This window comes from Mariniflexile aquimaris, assembly GCF_042676825.1.
In the GTDB taxonomy this organism is placed as follows: Bacteria; Bacteroidota; Bacteroidia; order Flavobacteriales; family Flavobacteriaceae; genus Mariniflexile; species Mariniflexile aquimaris.
Genome location: NZ_JBHTIB010000012.1, coordinates 849,171 through 869,515 on the forward strand (window position 1 = coordinate 849,171; position 20,345 = coordinate 869,515).

General features: G+C 32.9%; 13 protein-coding genes and 1 tRNA gene. 9 read left to right on the plus strand and 5 right to left on the minus strand.

Annotated features, from left to right (window positions below; translation table 11 throughout):
- Positions 1-99: 99 nt before the first annotated feature.
- On the minus strand, positions 100-4,371 hold the full coding sequence (locus ACFQ0I_RS11715) for a translocation/assembly module TamB domain-containing protein (RefSeq protein WP_379942478.1): 4,272 nt from the start codon (positions 4,369-4,371) through the stop codon (positions 100-102).
- A 378-nt stretch (positions 4,372-4,749) separates the two neighbouring features.
- On the opposite strand from ACFQ0I_RS11715, the gene tsaD reads away from it, so the two are divergent.
- The 7 genes from tsaD (at position 4,750) to ACFQ0I_RS11750 (ending at position 10,775) form a co-directional block, all read left to right on the plus strand.
- Entirely contained in the window at positions 4,750-5,772 is a 1,023-nt protein-coding gene (gene tsaD / locus ACFQ0I_RS11720; protein WP_379942480.1) for a tRNA (adenosine(37)-N6)-threonylcarbamoyltransferase complex transferase subunit TsaD, read from the plus strand.
- A 120-nt stretch (positions 5,773-5,892) separates the two neighbouring features.
- The gene (locus ACFQ0I_RS11725) at positions 5,893-6,531 is read left to right on the plus strand and encodes a peptidylprolyl isomerase (protein ID WP_379942482.1); all 639 of its coding nucleotides are present in this window, start codon (positions 5,893-5,895) and stop codon (positions 6,529-6,531) included.
- Positions 6,531-7,235 (plus strand): 16S rRNA (uracil(1498)-N(3))-methyltransferase, encoded by a 705-nt coding sequence (locus tag ACFQ0I_RS11730; RefSeq protein ID WP_379942484.1) that lies wholly within the window; start codon positions 6,531-6,533, stop codon positions 7,233-7,235. The genes ACFQ0I_RS11725 and ACFQ0I_RS11730 overlap by 1 nt, the downstream gene beginning before the upstream one ends.
- Before the next feature lie 9 nt (positions 7,236-7,244).
- Positions 7,245-7,889, plus strand: coding sequence for a DUF4159 domain-containing protein (locus ACFQ0I_RS11735; RefSeq protein WP_379942486.1), 645 nt, complete (start codon positions 7,245-7,247; stop codon positions 7,887-7,889).
- A 77-nt stretch (positions 7,890-7,966) separates the two neighbouring features.
- Positions 7,967-8,476: a TrmH family RNA methyltransferase gene (locus tag ACFQ0I_RS11740; protein ID WP_379942487.1), complete on the plus strand. Its 510-nt coding sequence runs from the start codon at positions 7,967-7,969 to the stop codon at positions 8,474-8,476.
- A gap of 21 nt (positions 8,477-8,497) precedes the next feature.
- Entirely contained in the window at positions 8,498-9,586 is a 1,089-nt protein-coding gene (locus ACFQ0I_RS11745; RefSeq protein WP_379942489.1) for an AI-2E family transporter, read from the plus strand.
- Between the two features lie 7 nt (positions 9,587-9,593).
- A complete protein-coding gene (locus ACFQ0I_RS11750; protein ID WP_379942491.1) occupies positions 9,594-10,775 on the plus strand; it encodes a THUMP-like domain-containing protein in 1,182 nt (393 codons plus the stop codon).
- 29 nt (positions 10,776-10,804) lie between these two features.
- On the opposite strand, the gene ACFQ0I_RS11755 is transcribed toward ACFQ0I_RS11750, so the two are convergent.
- The 4 genes from ACFQ0I_RS11755 to ACFQ0I_RS11770 all read right to left on the minus strand — a co-directional run bounded on the left by ACFQ0I_RS11755 (position 10,805) and on the right by ACFQ0I_RS11770 (position 18,629).
- Positions 10,805-13,795 carry a hypothetical protein gene (locus tag ACFQ0I_RS11755; RefSeq protein WP_379942492.1) on the minus strand — a complete coding sequence of 997 codons (2,991 nt, stop codon included), beginning with the start codon at positions 13,793-13,795 and terminating at the stop codon, positions 10,805-10,807.
- Between the two features lie 158 nt (positions 13,796-13,953).
- On the minus strand, positions 13,954-15,567 hold the full coding sequence (locus ACFQ0I_RS11760; RefSeq protein ID WP_379942494.1) for a glycosyl hydrolase 53 family protein: 1,614 nt from the start codon (positions 15,565-15,567) through the stop codon (positions 13,954-13,956).
- 175 nt (positions 15,568-15,742) lie between these two features.
- Positions 15,743-18,331 (minus strand): beta-mannosidase, encoded by a 2,589-nt coding sequence (locus ACFQ0I_RS11765; protein WP_379942495.1) that lies wholly within the window; start codon positions 18,329-18,331, stop codon positions 15,743-15,745.
- A gap of 224 nt (positions 18,332-18,555) precedes the next feature.
- Positions 18,556-18,629: transfer RNA gene (locus ACFQ0I_RS11770), tRNA-Arg, on the minus strand.
- A 213-nt stretch (positions 18,630-18,842) separates the two neighbouring features.
- Between ACFQ0I_RS11770 and ACFQ0I_RS11775 the strand changes: the two genes are divergently transcribed.
- Both ACFQ0I_RS11775 and ACFQ0I_RS11780 read left to right on the plus strand, forming a co-directional pair.
- Positions 18,843-19,475, plus strand: a complete 633-nt coding sequence (locus tag ACFQ0I_RS11775) for a Crp/Fnr family transcriptional regulator (RefSeq protein ID WP_379942497.1) — start codon at positions 18,843-18,845, stop codon at positions 19,473-19,475.
- Positions 19,476-19,543: 68 nt separating this feature from the next.
- The gene (locus tag ACFQ0I_RS11780) at positions 19,544-20,338 is read left to right on the plus strand and encodes a sulfite exporter TauE/SafE family protein (protein WP_379942499.1); all 795 of its coding nucleotides are present in this window, start codon (positions 19,544-19,546) and stop codon (positions 20,336-20,338) included.
- Positions 20,339-20,345: the final 7 nt, after the last annotated feature.

The window sequence follows — 20,345 nt, forward strand, 5'->3', positions numbered from 1 at the left end:
TATTTTATTTTATAAATAGTTGTAAAACTATAACGTTTTAGTTAATAAAAAAAATGAGAAGGCAAAAAAAATCTGTCTTTTTTAATTAAAAAATGGGACTTATTGTTCTGAAACGGACTTAACTTTTATAAAATCTGGGAGGGGATTTACTATGCTTTCTTCTAGTTTTTCTACAGAAACCTCTTCTTCTCTTTTAGCTCTTTTAAATAAACCTCTAATTAACTCTTTAAAGGTATCAAAATCTACATTATAAGACAAACCAAAGCCTTGTGTGTACCCAATGGCTTCTCCAAAATTACGAATACTATTTTCTCGATTAAAAACTTTTGCCATTAAGGTACCGTCTTCATTTAGTAAAAAATCGATTTCCACATCGCCGGCAATAACCGTTTCGGTAGCACCTGCACCACCAACTGGCACTCCTACTTTACCATTTATTAATACACGATCACTAATTTTAGTTTGTATGGTTGCCACCACTCTATCGTCAGTTTGGTAATCGGGTGTGTTTTGGCCCGCTTCATAATTTAGTCCTAAATTAAACTTGCTGTCGCCACTGGCTAAAATACTATTAACAATACCGTTTAATCGTTCGGCGATGGTTCCAGAGAAATTTAGTTCGTCTAAACCTCTTGAAAAAGATCCTGTTGATAATAAATAGAGCGCCTGATCTTGTCTCACACTTTCTGAATCTAATCGATACTGTAACTCCGATTTAATGGTGGTATTAACGTTAGGGAATTCAAAATTAAACTCTGGCAACGGCTGTTCTAAATCGCCGGTTAAATTAATTCCTAATTCTACGGGAATACTTCTATTTATTGGATTATCTAACAATGGCGATGGGTTGGCTTGGGTTTTGTAAACTGCCAACATGTTTATTTGCGCCTTTAGCGGTTCTCCATCCCAGGATATAGAACCCCCAGGTTGTACTATAAATTCTTTTTGAACAATGCCACCATAAGCAAAATTATACACCCCTTCGAATACCGAGAAATCGCCCCACATATTGAATTTTCCGTTAGTATTTATTTCTACCAGCAAACCACCGCGACCACGTCCTTTTAAAGCATGACCACTATTTTTGTTTATAATAATTTCAACTTCGGCATCTTCAGTAATATCTAAATCGAAATCTAGCTCCAACCCTTTTATTTCGTTAAACGCTATATCGACACCCTGTTTTCTGGATAATTTTTCTTCCTTAGTAATAAAACGTATATATGAATTATCTCCGAATGATTCTGTATCACTTAACGGAATTTTAAATACTGTACCGGGTTTGGTTTCGCCAATTACACTAATCACCAATTGGTCTGTTGGCCCAGTAATACTGGCTCGACCTCCTACAAATCCGGTTCCGTAATATAAAGATTCTTCGGCTTCTTTGGTATCTAATACTAGTAACTTATTAGTGTTTAAATTTAAATCTAAACTCCACTTTGATAGGTTTATATGACTTAAGGCTCCGTTTAGCTGCCCCTTGGTTTTATATTTGGTATCGGTTAATTGTAACTTATTAAATATAAAACTCTGGTTTTTTAGGGTAACTGAAGAGTTGTTTGCAAACTGATAATCGACATTTAGGTACGGAATGGTAAACCCTGCTTCATTTAAAGTTAAATCGCCGTTAATGTCGGGACGCTTTAAGCTTCCAACAACATTTACTTTACCACTTGCCAGTCCTCTAATATCTTTTAAAATATCTTCTAATAAAGGATTTAATGGTTGTAAATTGAAGTCGTTAAAGTCGACATTTACATTAATACTGGATTGTTTTCCTGTAACATTGATATCGCCTATAGCACGAAACGATTTTTTTAAATCATCTTTTATAGCAATATCTACGGTATAATTGGTTAAATTTTGGTTTCCTTTAATATTGGCATCAAAAGAACCAAACGCGTAGTTATTTACTTTAAAATCGTCAATTACTATACTAGAATTAGGCAAGTAATTACCGTTTTGTTGTAAAACATCTAATTTACCATTTACATTTCCTGCTAATTTTAAACTGTCAATGTCTGGGATGATTTTTGCCAAATCGACATTTTTAAAAATAAGTCGTAAATCCTTTTGTGTAGAATCTTTTATAAAACCAGAAAATCTAATTTCTTCTTTTTTATGATTAATCAATAATTTATCGAAATTAAATTTCGTTAATTTTTTATCGAATGAAATTTTATTAAATAAATCGCTCTTCTCGTTAATAAACCAGGTATTGTTTTTTAAAGTAACATCAGATTTTTTAAATCCGATAACCGATTCTTTGTCCTTATTAATAGTGTGATAAAAACTTAAGTTGAAGCTATCATTGTTATTTTTACCGCCCTTAAATTCAGAACGCATAAACAAGGTATCGCTAACGGTTACGTTTATTAAACTAAACTTAGAAACATTATAATATTTTGTTGTTAAGCTATCAACTTCAATATAAGTGTTAAAAAGCGGGTTACTATTATCTACCTGAAGTTCGATATTATCGGCAAAATATTCTAACAATTTAATTTTTGGAGACTTAAAGGTTAGTTTAAACTGCTTCTCGTTACTTTCTACACGTCCTTTTATAAAGGTGTTTTTGGCAAGTTCTACTTCTGGGTAAAAAACTTCAATTATTTTGTTGTAGATTTTAAAATTAAAATCGATACTCTGATTGGTTTTTACTTTGTGCGGAATATAGTTTGTATAAATATAACCAATGGAATTTTCAAATAATTTTTTTAAATCTTTAAATACAAAACGACCTTTAAGTTCTCCCTCTACAATGTCGGGCGAGTTTATTTCGATATAGCGAATGTCGTCTTCGAATCTTGAGGAAATATCGAATTTATCAAAATAATAAGTATCGTTCTGATTCTTGTAAGCGGTATTTTTAAATGATATTTTGCCGTAAGCATCATCTAAACTACTGCTATTCATATTCATTTTCACATTACTACTAAAATTAGAAATGGAATCTTTTTTCACAAAATTTAAGGCGTTTAAATTGGCATAATCAACATTCGCCTCAAAATCATATTTTTTTACTTTACCCGAAAAATCTATAAGCCCTAAAAAGTTTAATCGCAAATTTTTATCGTTCGCTATGAGATTTCCGTCAAAAATTCTGTTTCTAACATTACCAACTACTTTAATACCGGAATAGTTGTATTTGTTAAACTCTATTTCGTGTACATCGCCTTTTACTTGGGTATTTACATTTTTAGCAGTAAATCCATAGCCTTTAACATCAAAATTCATAGAGGCTCTTCCAACAATAGGGTCGTTAAGAAAGGTTCCAAAATCGAAATTTTCAAAAATCACGGTTCCATTATACGAAGCATTATCGATATCGTTAATTTTTGAAATTTGTAATTTAGAATCTACAAAGCCTAATTCGGTATCTATTTGAACATTGGCGTTTACCATGGTGGAAGTAACCTGCGAATTACCTACTATTGTAAATTTTCCTAATTTATCGAATGAGGAGGGTATAGAAGCGCCTAACACATTAGGTAACAAAGCTTTTAAATCGTAATACGTAGAAGTTAAATTTCCGAAATTTCCGTTCATGTAAAAATTTCCTTCTTCTTTATTAAACAGGTTTTTAAAAATTATGTCGCCCTCTATTTCTGTGTTAGAACTGGTATACAGTTTTAAATTGGTGGCTTGTAATCTATTTAAGGTTCCGTATAAATCTACGCTTAATCGGGCGGTTTGGTTTTTACCAAATTCGTTATAAAACGTGTTTAACTCGTCTAAAAATATGCTAGAATCTTCAAATTTGGCAGTTACCAAAACTTTATCGGTAAAATATTGTAAATCTTCGCGATTGTACGAAAATCTTAAATCGCCCTTTAGTTCCGATTTTAGTGTTTTTGCATCTAAATTGGAGAACGTCATACTGGTTAAGGTATATGCAAAATCGGTCATCATGTTTTTCATAACCAATCCCCTGCTGTCTTTAAACGCGAGCGTATTAATACGCGCACTTACATCGCTACCATTTATTAAAAAATTAGACGCATTTATATTTAAATTGGTAAACTCTAAAACCTTGGTAGTTTCTCTATTTTCATCTAGCAACCTAAAGGTACTGTCGTAAATAGATACATCGCTCGATGATAATAAAAACGAACTTTTAGTGGTTCGGGGGTTATCATCTTCAAATTTATTAACAAAAACGTCTAAATTGGTATCTTTATAGCCTTTATAAGTCTTTATATTAAAAATTAAATGATCGATATCAATATCACCAAACGTTAATTTACCATTAATCAAATTATTAACACTTATAATGGAGGTGTTTAACTCATTAATACTAATAAGCGTATCATTTTTAAAATCTTGAATATAAATGTGTTTAAGTTCTACATCTCCATTAAATTGCATACTAACCCTATCTATATTTATGTTAGTCTTAAACTCCTTATTTATGCGGTTTGTAGCGTAGTTACCAAGACTGGTTTGCACAAATGGAATAGAAAGCACCAACACCAAAATGATGAAAAGAAGCAGTAAAATGGCTGCTAGTTTATATGCTATTTTAAAAATTTTTTTGATACGTTCTAAAGCTATTTAATGGATAAAGGTAATATATGTTTGATGCCTATTTTGATAATTTAAATTTCTACAAAACGTAAACTACATAAACTATTTTTCGATTTTTGTTAGAAAAATAAATGAGTACTTTTGCAATTACGAATTAAAATAAATTACGGACTTTAATTCTGAATCAAAATTAACAATTATTATGCCTAATTTTTAATAATGTCTTCACAAAATATTTATATTCTTGGAATTGAGTCGTCTTGCGACGATACTGCAGCAGCTGTTATACATAACGGGCGTATTTTAAGCAATATTATTGCTAATCAAAAAATTCATGAAGCCTACGGCGGCGTAGTGCCAGAATTGGCTTCGAGAGCGCATCAACAAAACATTGTGCCAGTGGTACACGAAGCTTTAAAAAAAGCAAACATCACTAAAGAACAATTGCATGCTGTAGCGTTTACCAAAGGTCCAGGACTTATGGGATCGTTACTTGTTGGAACATCGTTTGCAAAATCGTTAGCCTTTGGTTTAAATATTCCACTAATAGATGTGAACCATATGCAAGGGCATATTTTAGCGCATTATATTGATGAAGACGGGTTTAACAAACCTCCGTTTCCTTTTTTGGCTATGACAATATCTGGTGGACACACACAAATAGTGAGAGTAGATGATTATTTTGACATGACCGTAATTGGCGAAACTATCGATGATGCGGTTGGAGAAGCTTTTGATAAAAGCGGAAAAATTCTAGGATTAGGGTATCCTGCAGGACCAGAAATAGATAAACGCGCTAAATTGGGAAATCCGAAGGCTTTCAAATTTACGAAGCCAAAAGTAGACGGACTTAATTTTAGCTTTTCTGGTTTAAAAACAGGAATTCTTTACTTTATACAGAACGAAACACAAGCCAATCCAAATTTTGTTGAAGAGAACATTAATGATATTTGTGCCTCCATACAATATACTATCATCGGAATTTTAATTGACAAATTAAAGCTAGCCGTGAAACAAACAGGCATCAAACACATTGCTATTGGTGGTGGTGTATCGGCAAATTCTGGTATTCGTCAAGCATTAAAAGATGGTGAACAAAAATTTGGATGGACAACCTACGTTCCGAAATTTGAATTTACTACCGATAATGCTGCAATGATTGCCATTGTTGGGTATTTAAAATATTTAGAAGGTGATTTTGCTGAAAAAAATGTAGCTGCTTCAGCGCGATTGAAGATATAATTTTTTAATTCGTAAGTAGGTGAAAGTTTAAATTTGCTTAGCCATAAAAAGTTTTAAACCGCATTTTTAAAATCTTAAAAGAATAAGTTTAAATTTGAAGCTAAATTTAAACCCAAAATCATGACAAAAAACCTACTTTTTGCATTACTTTTTAGTGCTTTTTCTTTTTTAAATGCTCAGAATTCAACCGAAAATGAGCTCGAATTTATTGAAACCCCCGAACAAATAGACAACTATCTGTCATTAAAGAAATCTAAAGACAATAAATTGATTACTTTTAATGAAGAAAAACACAAAACCATTTTGGCTAAAGAGCTTTTTGGACTTCCAAAAGGTGAAATTAAAACGGTAACAACCAACTTTGAAAAAACAGTATATAAAGTTGTAGAAAAAACCAAAACCAGCCATTACAGAGTCGCTTATATTTATTTAGATGGCTCAAAATATAATGTAACCGAATTGAATGAATTAAGAACAAAAATTATAAACCAGTACAAAAATGGCGCTCCTTTCGATTTTCTTGCAAAACGCTATTCTATGGATGGCAATGCCAATAAAGGTGGCGACATAGGTTGGTTTACACAAGGTGATATGCATCCTGAATTTGAAAATGAAATTATTAATGGACACCATGCTTTAAATGACATTTACACGCTTGATATTCCAGAAAAAAATTGGTATTATGTGGTATTGCACACACATGATCCAAAAAATATTTCAGAAATTAAAGTATTAAAAATTGTAGAGCCTATTAAGTAATGCAGCTTTTTTACAATCCAAATATAAACGATACCACTACCCAATTTTCCTTTGAAAAAGAGGAAAGCAAGCACATTGTTAAAGTATTACGAAAAAAAGAAGGCGACACTTTACACATAACCAATGGCGAAGGATGGTTATTTAATGCCGAAATTGTTTCGGCAAATACCAATAAATGTCTAGCGAAGGTGGTTTCTAAAACGTTGCAGCCAAAACGCGATTACCAATTACATTTAGCAGTGGCTCCAACTAAAATGAACGACAGGTACGAATGGTTTTTAGAAAAAGCTACCGAAATTGGTATTGATTCCATTACGCCAATTATTTGCGATCATAGTGAGCGGAAAATAATTAAAGCCGAACGTTACGAAAAGATTTTACAATCGGCCATGAAACAATCGCTAAATTGCTATTTGCCAAAACTTAACGATGCTATTAACTTAAAAGACATTTTAAATCAGGAATTTACAGGCGATTTGTTTATCGCGCATTGTGAAGAAACCGATAGAAAATCGTTAAAGCAACAACTTAAACCTAATCAAAATATCACCATTTTAATTGGACCAGAAGGCGATTTTAGCAGTAAAGAAATTCAAATGGCAATACAAAACAACTTTATTCCTGTAACTTTGGGAACTACCAGATTACGAACCGAAACAGCTGCAATTGTTGCATGTCATTCGGTCGCATTTGTAAATGAGTAATATAAACAGATGAAAAAAGGAATCGTATTTTTTATTTTTAACATTCTAATTTTAACAGTTTCTGCACAAGAAATTGCTTTGGTAAAGTACAAAGGCGGTGGCGACTGGTATGCGAACCCAACGGCATTACGTAATTTAATTTCTTTTTGCAACGACCATATAAACACTAAAATAAAATCAAAACCTCAGGAAGTTGAAGTGGGCAGCATCGATTTATTTCAATACCCATTTGTACATTTAACAGGACATGGCAACGTGTATTTTAGTGATTCTGAAACTGAAAATTTACGGAACTATTTAATATCAGGAGGTTTTTTGCATATCGACGATAATTACGGCTTACAACCCTATATAACCAAAGAACTCAAAAAAGTTTTTCCAGATAAAGATTTAGTTGAACTTCCGTCGAGTCATGAAATTTTTAATAATGCGTTTAAGTTTCCCAATGGATTACCAAAAATTCATGAACATGAAGGCAAGCGTCCGCAAGCTTTCGGTATTTTTTATGAAGACCGATTAGTCGTACTATTTACTTATGAAAGCGATTTAGGCGATGGATGGGAAGACGCCGAAGTACATAACGACCCTGCCGATGTTAGAGAAAAAGCATTAAAAATGGGTGCTAACATTGTTAAATATGCTTTTGAACATTAAATTTTTAAATTAAGATTCACACGAAATCTTAGTGAATTCACAACGACATCAAATAAACAAATAACCAAATAAACACAATGTCCCTAGTGCAACTCACCCACTACAATACGAACTTTTCTAAAAGGCAATTTCCAATTACTTTAATTAGTGATAATGTTAGCAATGCGGCAAATCTGGGAAGTTTATTTAGAATGGCCGATGCCTTTGGAGTGCAGAAATTAATTCTTTGTGGAGGCAACATTAGCTTGGGTAGAAAAATGGCTAAAACATCGAGAGCTACTGAAAATCATGTTAATTTCGAAATTTGTGAATCGGCTTCAAACGTAGTTGATGATTTAAAATCTAAAAATTATCAAATTATTTCCATTGAAATTACCGAGAACAGTACTGCAATTCACAACTTTAAATTTTCAGCAGTAAAACCAATTGCTTTGATTATTGGTGATGAAAATTTTGGTGTTTCAGAAGATATTTTAAAACAATCGGACGCGATAATCCACATCGACATGTACGGACATAATAGCAGCATGAATGTGGTACAGGCAACAAATATTGCTTTATATGAAATAACAAAACAACTTTTATAAACTGTTTTATATATTTACTAAATGAATTCTAAAATAATAGCAAACGGTATTTTAAGAGCAATTGCCATAATTGCCGGAATTGCTTTATTGCTGGTTTTTTTAAACAAAATTCAATCGGTAATAGCATATATCGCCATAGCCTCGGTTATATCGCTTATTGGAAGGCCTATAGTATTGTTTTTACGTCGTCGTTTAAAATTTAAAAACTCCATTGCCGTAATTGTAACCATGGCGCTTCTATTAGGAATGTTTTTAGGATTAGCATGGTTATTTGTGCCGTTAATTATTAAGCAAGGACAAAACTTATCACTGCTAAATATCAATGAGTTACAGAGAAATATTGAATATTTATATTATGAAATAGTGCGCTATTTTAATTTACATCAAATTGATATTGAGGCGTCTATTAAACAATCTAATTTACTTTCAATAATCGATTATTCCTTGATTCCGAATTTGTTAAACTCAATTGTAAGCGGTCTTGGTAGTTTTGGAATGGGTTTCTTTTCGGTTCTTTTTATTTCTTTTTTCTTTTTAAAAGACAGTCAGTTATTCGAAAATGGCATTTTAACTTTTATTCCGGACAGTAAGGAATCTCATTGGAAAAATTCTTCAACTAAAATTAAAGATTTATTGTCCCGCTATTTCGTCGGACTCATTTTTCAAATTCTAATTCTTTTTATCATTTACACTATTGGACTATTGATTGTTGGTGTAGATAATGCCGTGGTAATTGCGTTTTTATGCGCTTTACTTAATCTTATCCCGTACATTGGACCTTTAATTGGAGCTTTTTTGATGCTTATTCTAACCATGACGAGTAATCTTGGATCGTCTTTTAACGAGGTTATTTTGCCAAATGCTTTTTGGGTCTTTATAGTGTTTATTGTCGGTCAATTAATAGATAATTCGCTGAGCCAACCCATTATATTTTCAAAAAGTGTGAAGTCGCATCCTTTAGAAATATTTTTAGTGCTCTTAATTGCTGGAATATTATTTGGAGTGGTTGGTTTAATTGTTGCAATTCCAGCGTATACCTCGATAAAAGTTATTTTAAAAGAGTTTTTATCTGAAAACGAAATTGTAAAAAAACTCACCAAAAACATATAGCACTTATTTGAATTTATCAATTTTAAATACTGATATTCAAGAATTTATAAACACACATCTAAATTCTAGCGTGACTGCTTTAGTGCTGAAAGGAACCCCTTTTCCTACGGTAGACACTAAAGAACTTATAGAACAAATTGAAGCTAAAAGCAGATGTGAAAAAAAGTTACCAACCTGGTTTAACACCAAAAATATTTATTATCCCAACAAACTTAATATTGAACAAACCTCTTCAGAAATTACTGCAAAATACAAATCGCGCTTAATTTCTGGCGATTCAATAATCGATTTAACGGGCGGATTTGGGGTAGATTGTTATTTCTTTTCAAAAGTATTTAAAACCGTTGTGCATTGTGAAATTAATGAGTCCCTTTCTGAAATTGTAAATCACAATTACGCACAGCTACATGTTAATAATATTGAAACCATAAATAATGATGGCATCGCATTTTTAAAATCGAGTACGACAACATTTGATTGGATTTATATAGACCCCTCCAGACGCCATGATAGTAAGGGCAAAGTCTTTTTTTTAAATGATTGTTTACCCAATGTACCAGCTCATCTCGATTTACTTTTTAAGCATTCTAAAAATATCTTAATTAAAACATCGCCACTACTCGATCTGTCGGTTGGCTGCAACGAATTAAAACATGTTAAAACCATTCATGTTGTTGCAGTAAATAATGAAGTTAAAGAATTGCTGTGGACATTAGAATTTGGGTTTGAAGGTGACTTGTTAATACAAACCATAAACATTAAAAATCAAGGTGAAGATCAATTCAATTTTTCCATGGAGGATGAAAAATCGATGGAATCTGAATACTCTGAACCACAAACCTATGTGTACGAACCAAATAGTGCTATTTTAAAAGCAGGAGGGTTTAATGCAATAGCAAATCAATTGAACGTTTATAAACTTCACAAACATTCACATTTATACACCAATAACACTTTAATAGATTTCCCGGGAAGGCGATTTGAAGTTCTGAATGTTTTACCGTACAATAAAAAAGCGCTAAAAAATTTGAACTTAGCGAAAGGCAATATTAGTACGCGGAATTTTCCAGAAACAGTAGAACAATTACGCAAAAAGCTAAAAATTAAAGATGGGGGAAATCACTATCTATTTTTCACCACCGATTTACACGACAATAAAATTGTTTTAATTACAACAAAAGCAGACTGATAATTATTTTTCTATCGCCTCAATTTTCTTTATTCGATACATTTTAGTTTATCCATAAAAAACTCTTTGTATTCGATGTTTGTTATTTCACGAGAATATTTAGTTCCTTTAAGATAAACAGATTTAATAGGAGACTTCTCTAACAGTGACATTTGTGAATTTGAAATAATGCTTTTAAAACTAAAATCACCGCAATCCATATCCCAAGAATGATAAAATGTGATGGTATGATTGTTTTCAAGTTTTATTTTTACATAAGATCTATTATTCGGAAGGTAGCTAGCACAACCTAAATCTTCTTTTAAATTAAAAAAAACATTGGTAGCTCTGCCTCTTTTGAACAACTCAACGGTCATATTTTTCGTGAGTTGATAAGGATCAGTTCGTAAAATTTTAATTCTATCAATGGCATCAAATTCATTCATTGCATAATGGCAGGTATTACGGAACGTAATTCTTTCTAATCGTTCCTTTTCTGCACGTTCGTCCTCAATTTGATTAACCGTAACAGTTTTAGGCTCAACATTGGCCGCTTTAATCTGCGCGATGGAATCTTGTTTGGCGCGTTCTAAACGTTCTGTCTCTAACCTTCTTGATAACGCTTCTTGTTCTTTTAACCTTTGCTGTTCTGCTGCTCGAACTTGAGCGATGGAATCTGGTTTAGCTCGTTCCAAACGTTCTGTTTCTAGACTATTTGCTAAAGCTTCTTGCTCTACTAATCTTTTTTGTTCAGCTACTCGAACTTGTGCGATAGAATCTTGTTTAGCAAGTTCCAAACGTTCTGCTTCCAGCCTTCGTGCTAATGCTTGTTGCTCAATTAATCTTTGCTGTTTTGCCGCTTTAACTTGCGCAATAGAATCTTGTTTGGCGCGTTCCTTTTGTTCCGCTTCTTTCTTTAAAGCTAATGCTTCTTTTTCAATGGCGATTTGATTCATTTTAGCTAAAACTTGCGCAATCGAATCTTGTTTAGCGCGTTCCAACCGTTCTGCTTCCAGCTTTCTTGTTAATGCTTCTTTTTCGATTAATCTTTGCTGCTCTGCTGCTTTAACTTGGGCGACAGAATCTTGTTTTGCACGCTCCTTTTGTTCCGCTTCCTTCTTTAAAGCTAATGCTTCTTTTTCAATGGCGATTTGATTCATTTTAGCTAAAACTTCTGCAATAGAATCTTGCTTAACACGTTCTAAACGTTCAGCTTCCTTCTTTAAAGCTAATACTTCTTTTTCAATGGTGATTTGATTCATTTTAGCTAAAACTTCTGCAATAGAATCTTGCTTAACACGTTCTAAACGTTCAGCTTCCTTCTTTAAAGCTAATACTTCTTTTTCAATGGTGATTTGATTCATTTTAGCTAAAACTTCTGCTATAGAATCTTGTTTGACACGTTCTAAACGTTCAACTTCCTGCCTTCTTGCTAAGGCTTCTTGCTCTTCTAATCTTTGCTGTTCCGCTGCTCTAACTTGTGCAATGGAATCTTTTTTGGCACGTTCCTTTTGTTCTGCTTCTTTTTCAATTGCTAATTGATTCATTTTAGCTAAAACATCCGCAATGGAATCTTGTTTGACACGTTCTAATCGTTCTACTTGCATCCTTCTTGCTAATACTTCCTTCTCTACTAATTTTTGCTGTTCAGCTGCTTTAACTTGCGCAATAGAGTCTTGTTTAGAGCGTTCCTTTTGTTCCGCTTCCTTCTTTAAAGCTAGCGCTTCTTTTTCAATGGCGATTTGATTCATTTTTGCTAAAACTTCCGCAATAGAATCTTGTTTCGCTCGTTCTAACCGTTCTGCTTCTAGCCTTCTTGTTAATGCTTCTTTTTCGATCAATCTTTGCTGTTCTGTCGTTTTAAATTGCGCTATAGAATCTTGTTTTGCACGTTCCTTTTGTTCTGATTCTTTCTTTAAAGCTAATGCTTCTTTTTCAATGGCGATTTGATTCATTTTAGCTAAAACTTCTGCAATAGAATCTTGCTTAACACGTTCCAACCGTTCTGCTTCTAGCCTTCTTGTTAATGCTTCTTTTTCGATCAATCTTTGCTGTTCAGCTGCTCTAACTTGTGCGATGGAATCTTGTTTTGCACGTTCTAAACGTTCAGTTTCCTGCCTTCGTGCTAAAACTTCTTGCTCTACTAATCTTTGCTGTTCTGCCGCTCTAACTTGTGCAATGGAATCTTGTTTGGCACGTTCTAAACGTTCAGTTTCCTGCCTTTTTGCTAATGCTTCTTTTTCGATCAATCTTTGCTGTTCTGCTACTTTAACATGCGCAATGGAATCTTGTTTCGCACGTTCCAACCGTTCTGCTTCTAGCCTTCTTGTTAATGCTTCTTTTTCGATCAATCTTTGCTGTTCAGCTGCTCGAACTTGTGCAATGGAATCTTGTTTGACACGTTCTAAACGTTCAGCTTCCTGCCTTCTCGCTAAGGCTTCCTGCTCTACTAATCTTTGTTGTTGAGCTGACTTAACTTGTGCAATGGAATCTTGTTTCGCACGTTCCTTTTGTTCCGCTTCATTCTTTAAAGCTAATGCTTCTTTTTCAATGGCGATTTGATTCATTTTCGCTAAAACTTCCGCGATGGAATCTTGTTTTCCTCTTTCTAAGCGTTCTACTTCTAGCCTTTTTGCTATGGCTTCTTCCTCTTTAATTTTCTGTTGTACTTCGGCATCTCCTTTATTTACAATCGCCTGTATCCTGCTCTTTCTTAATTCCTCTTGTTTAATAAGTTTTAATCGCTCCGTTTCTTGAAATTCATAAAATAAATCATCTATTTCATCATTAAATATTAAATTTTGTGAATCCACAAATCCCGTCCAATCTTTATACTGCACTTTATACTTGTCCTTGCCTTCATAACTCAAAACAAAACAATCTTCGTTCGTTTCAAATTGCGCAATTATTTGCGCTTTATTGTCGAAATGTTTATACAATTCCCCATCCTGAGAAAATTGCGTTAGAATCTTAATTTCCTGTGAAAAAAAAATTGAGACAGTACCAAAATAGATTAAAATGAAGTAATAATATTTAGTCATTTATGAGTGAAATATTTATTTTGATAGAATATAAGGCCTTAAACAAAGATAAGATTTTAGAAGGCTTAAAATCAATTTACTTTACTAAAAAATGTAAGTTTTTTACTAATTTAAATTAAGCTGAATGAACTTTAATACATTTTATAAAAATATAGATCTTAATACGTGATAAATCTAAATGTTTCTTTGGTATTGGTAGTTAATAGATAAATTCCTTTTGGTAAATCCGAAACGTCTAATACATGGTGGCTCTTAAAACCTGTGAATGCTTTTAACTCTCTACCAAATATATCGAAGATTTTTAATGTAACTATCTGCTTATTTATTACCGTAATAATTAATTGTTTTGAAACTGGATTTGGGTAGAATTTTAACCCTTTATAGTCAAAATCGAAAGTGGATTTATCTCCAATGCTCAATGTTTTAAAATCTACAAATGCATCCATTGCGACAGACGGACTTCCATCAGAATCCCAAGCGCCTTTTGAATAAGACTTCCAACCATTATGTGCAATAGGTTCCCAATAAAAAACACCTAATCCACCAGCCTCTCTTGTTTTTTCAAGGATAAACACTAAAAACTGATAAGCTATATTTGGAGTAGTGGAGTTAAAACCTACTTCTGATATCATCACTTCTTTACCATATCTAGATTTCATATCTATCATATTGGAATAGGTGTCATTAACCAAATTAATCCAGTTATTTGAATCTGGATATAGCGACATGCCAATAATATCAAACTGAGCACCGCTACTAATTAAGCCACCAATATTCCATTGATACAAATTATTATCGTACCCATTCGACAAATGAACTATGGTTTTAATAGTGCTATTGAAGTTTTTAACCGCATTATTTCCTGCAGCTATAAATTTAGCATAATTAGAAAAGCCATTTATTGAAGGTTTGCCTGTTGGCCAAAGCAATCCGTTATTAGTTTCATTTCCAAGTTGTACCCATTTAGGTGTAATACCCTCTGCTGCAAGTGCAGTAAGAATATTAGTAGTATGATTGTATATAGCTGTTTCCAATTCAGCAACTGTCAAACCATCCCATGCAGCCGGTTTATTTTGTTGTCCTGGATCTGCCCAATAATCGCTGTAATGTATACACACCATCACGTCCATACCCTCTGCACTGGCCAGTTTTGCCTTATATACCAAATCAGGAATATCACACCATCCATTCGCTTCAGAAATACTTGGATCTACCCAAACTCGTAATCTAACCGCATTAATTTCAAATTGATTTAGCAAAGGCATTAAATTTTTAGTAATACCAGCATTATCTTTCCACACAAAACCAGAAGATTCCATTTCGGACATCCAGCTAACATCAACTCCTTTTATGATAGCATCAGTTCTTGGAACTACAGCACTGGTGTCTTGCAGCAAAATACTGGGAGTATTCCAGTAACCAGACCAAGCAATTCCTGTCCAACCACCACTGGCAAACAGAATGGACTTTACTTGATAGTAATATCCTGTGTCTAAATTAGCCGACAATATGTTATTGCTACTAATAAATAAATTTACTACCCCAGTAACATTCGTTCCAGCTTGTTGGTTTTCTAAAGTTATTTCGGCAATCGTTTTTTTAAATGAATTCGTTCCGTCAAGTAATTCTAAGGCTAGATAAATATGATTACCTGCTGAACCCGTTTCGCTGGAATATTTATAGTTTATTATTACATTACCTCCTACTAATGGATTGATTTCGACAGGATTTGTGGAGAAAGAAGTAATTTCAATAGACTGCGAAAATACCATTAGCGGCAAAATTAAAAAAACAAAAAATGTATAAATTTTGCTCATAACAATTCCACAAATTATATAAGCTCAAAGATAATTCTTTAATTCTAAATAATTATTTTTAAGCTCTTTAAAATAAAGGCCTTTAAAAATAACTTTATTTACACAAAAACACTAGTAACGTTCTTAAGTTTTAATAAGTATCGAAAAGTGAATTAATCTTAAAGTTTTCTAGACTTTTTTCGTCGGTAATTTCTGTTTCCGAATCAAAATAAACGCGGTATTTTTTGAATGGCAACATATCAAAATAATTGATTGAAAATTTTCCTTCCGTCGTTGAACTTATCCGAACATCTTTTGCCAAAACATTCGATACAATCTCTACTACAAATTTACCATTAGCTGCTTTTGAAATTGTATAATTAAATGTTGGCTGCGTTAATTCGAGCTTTTTTTCTGTTTCGAAAAAGAAAATGCTTTCATCAAAAACATGTGTGTTATCATCTAATAATTCGGCCACTATTAAAATATTTGATTTGTTGTATTTTGAAACAATCTGATTCAAATTCTCACTAAAATAAATGGCGCTTGTATTTAATTTTATGTCGATTTCTTTTTCCAAAGAATTTAATAATTCACCATTAAAATTCAGCAGTTTTAAATTAAGTTTAGCGCTTTTATTTTCTAATTCATCTGAAACAATGTGAACTTGTAATTGATTATCCTTCACAAAAAACAAAGATTTTATGGGCTTGTATAATTCTTTTACCTTAAAATGTGAAGCTTTCCAATTTCCGTAATAATCGATACTAGACCAAGAAGCTACAGGCCAACAATCGTTTATTTGCCAATAAAGCGACCCCATACAATAAGGCATATTTCTACGATGTGCTTCAATGGCAATTTGCATTCCTTTAGCTTGCAAAAGCTGACTCACATATAAAAACGATTGAAAATCCTTAGGTTTTCTATACATCGATTCCATATAAAACTCGATGTTTTTATTCCCAATAATGGAACGCTGATGCGATTGCATCACCTCCGAATAAATATCCCAATCTTCTTCTAAGGTATATTTTTTTACCGTTTCAAATTCTGGAAAGGATTGAAATCCGTATTCCGACATAAACCTTGGAACGTACTCATTAAAAGTAGAAAATGCTGCTTGTTGCCCCCAAACTTTCCAATAGTGATAATCTCCAGAAGTTAATGTTTGGTCTTCTCCTTGCACAGAACTTGGTGACGATGCCCAGTAAAATGTATCTGAATCTAATTCCTTAACAAGGTCGGGTAATATGTTATGAAACACATCGGTATAGCCCTTCCAAACTTTATTTAAGACCTCTCCACCCTGGTTATTGTAAATATCATTAATCCAACCCCAATTTTTCCAACCCACCAAATTTTCATTATTGCCACACCATAATGCTATACTTGTGTGGTTTCGTAATCGCTTCACATTGTAAATCGCTTCTTGCTTTACACTTTCTAAAAAAGCAGCATCGCCAGGATACATCGCGCAAGCAAACATAAAATCTTGCCATACTAAAATGCCGTTTTTATCGCATAACTCATAAAAAATATCTTTTTCATAAATACCGCCTCCCCAAACTCGAATCATGTTATAATTAGCATAAACCATATCTTGAATAATACGCTCGTAATCTTGAATAGTAACGCGGTTTAAAAACACATCTTGCGGAATATAATTCGCCCCTTTCATAAAGACCGGATGCCCATTTAATTTAAAATAGAAACTTGTTCCTATGCTATCGGGTTGCTGAACCACTTCAAGGGTTTTAAGCCCAATGTTTTTTGAATTGGATGCGAGCAATCGGCCACCTTTAGTGACTTCAATATCAATTTTATAAAGTTTTTGATTTCCTAATCCGTTTGTCCACCACAATTCAGGGTTCTCTATTATTACTGGAATTTCAATTTTGTTGATTCCTTTTTTTAAATCCATTTTGTGACGGACTGATAAAACCGAATCAATTTTAATGTTTAAAAAGGATTTAAAGTCGTCTGTGGCCTCTAATTCTACAGCCACATTTAGCTGCGCAACATCATTGGTAAGTTCTGTTTGTTTGATATAAACATCTTTAATGGATGCTTTATTCCAAGCAAGTAAGAGAATGTCTTGCCAAATGCCGCTTGAAACCAATCTCGGGCCCCAGTCCCAACCAAAGTGATATCCTGCTTTTCGGCTAAAAACAGCTACTTGTTTGTCGCCTAATCCGCCATTTACCGATTGATCGTTCACGGCGTTTGGTAGTCTGTACCCCAAGGCATCCCGTTTTTCTAATCCTAATCTAATCGGCGAATCAAAAACAATTTTCAATTGATTTTCCCCTAATTTTAAAAACGGTTTACTATTCAATTGATAACCAACAAACATATTATCGGTACCAAAAACCAACGAATCATTTATATAAATCTTTGCGTAGGTATCGAGTCCCTTGAACTCTAATTCAATAGTTTCTTTATTAAAAACTTTATTATCAACCTTAAACGTTGTGTAATATTCCCAATCCGTTTTATCAATCCATTGCAGTTGTTTTTCATTCAGTCTGTAAAACGGATCTTCAATTACCCCATTCGCCAATAAATCTGTATGCACCGTTCCAGGTACGCTCGCTTTCAACCAAACAGAATCCTGAACAGCTTTAAACTGCCAATTCGTATTAATATTTTTTGAAATGATATTGCGAGAACTCTTGCAAGACGTTATACCCATTACTAACACTATTAATATTAAATACGTATTAATTTTATCGAACATATTATTTGAAAAGTATTTTTAGCTAATTGCTGCTTCTATGTTTAAAACACGAATATATTAGTAAATTACTAAAAAATCCGCGTGTAATGGATATTCTATTAATGATTATTTCTACAATGAAAACTTATTTTTTCAATAACGAATAAGTAATTCTATTTCGAGTCGTTTTGAGATACGACACTTATAAAAACAAAAAAGCCTCACTAAAATAGTGAAGCTTTTTGTGAGCCCGACAGGATTCGAACCTGTGACCGCCTCCTTAGAAGGGAGGTGCTCTATCCAGCTGAGCTACGAGCCCTCATCACGAAATACAAAACCAGTTTTGTTTTCCGGAGTGCAAATATAAAATTAACTATATATCTAACAAAGATTATTATTGATATTTTTAATGTCAAATTAAATTTATTTTCATTCTTCTATTTTATAATTAGAAATACACGAATTAAATAGTAATAATCTTCTTCAATTTAAATTTAAGTCAATATCTTTAGACACCTAATTTATATTGCCCATGATTGCTGAATTAAAAGAAAACTACGGTTACCTTTTTGAAGATAATTTATTAATTGAGATTAATAACTCTGGAACTTTTAAAGAAATCCCTGAAGGTTTCCAACTTATAGATATTGGAGACTATATAAAATCGATGCCATTATTAATAAGTGGTGCCATAAAAATTATGCGTGAAGACGATAAAGGTGATGAACTTCTACTCTATTTTATTGAACGCGGAGACACCTGTGCCATGACTTTATCTTGTTGTATGGGTAAGAAAAAAAGTGAAATTAGAGCCATTGCCGAAACACCAACCAAACTTATCATGATCCCCATTGAGAAAATGAGTGAGTGGATGGGAAAATATAAAAGCTGGCAAAATTTTATTCTGCAAAGTTATCATGATAGAATGTCTGAACTTTTGGAGGCCATCGATACTATTGCATTCTTAAATATGGACGAGCGATTGCTTAAATATTTACGTGATAAAGCGATGGTAAATCATGACGATTTAATTCATGTAACCCACCAAAATATTGCTTTCGATCTGCACACCTCGCGAGTAGTAATTTCCAGATTATTAAAAACTTTAGAAAACAAAGGAAAAATAATACTAAACAGAAATAGCATTAAATTATTAGACCTTTAAGGATTAAGTAACAATTGTTACGGAACTAAACTGCTTAACATTATAGCTTTGTAGTGAAAATTTAAACTATGTCTATCATTGATTATTTGGGCTATTTTGCTGCTTTTTTAATAGGCATTGTACTTGGTCTTGTTGGTGGCGGAGGCTCGATTTTAACCGTTCCTTTACTTGTGTACCTTCTAGGGTATAATCCAGTAGTAGCAACTGCGTATTCATTATTTGTAGTCGGAACGTCTTCTGTAGTTGGTGTCATTCAAAAACACCAGAAACGCTTAGTCGATTTTAAAACAGGTTTAGCATTTTCATTTCCCTCATTCTTAGCTGTTTATATTTCAAGAAGATATCTCGTACCCAATATTCCAGATGAAATATTTAAAATAAACAATTTTACGCTAACAAAAGAAATGGCCATCATGGTATTTTTTGCAATAGTCATGCTCATTGCATCAACTTCCATGATAAAAAGAAAAACTAAAAACGAAGATTTATTTACAAAACAGCCCTACTATAAAACTTTTGTGCAAGGATTAGTTATTGGTGTTATAACTGGTTTAATAGGTGCTGGCGGTGGCTTTTTATATGTTCCTGCACTGGTTCTCTGGTCTGGATTATCTATGAAAAATGCTGTAGGAACCTCGTTAGTAATTGTATCTATAAATTCCATAATAGGTTTCTTTGGCGATCTGCATTCATTACAAATTGATTGGCTTTTTTTATTATCATTTTCGTTTTTAACCATTTTAGGAATACTCCTAGGGGGCTATTTATCAAAATATGTATCCAATAAAAAACTAAAAAAAGGCTTCGGCTGGTTTATATTAGTCATGGCCATTTATATTTTTATTAAAGAGTTCTCTCAGTAAGAAACTT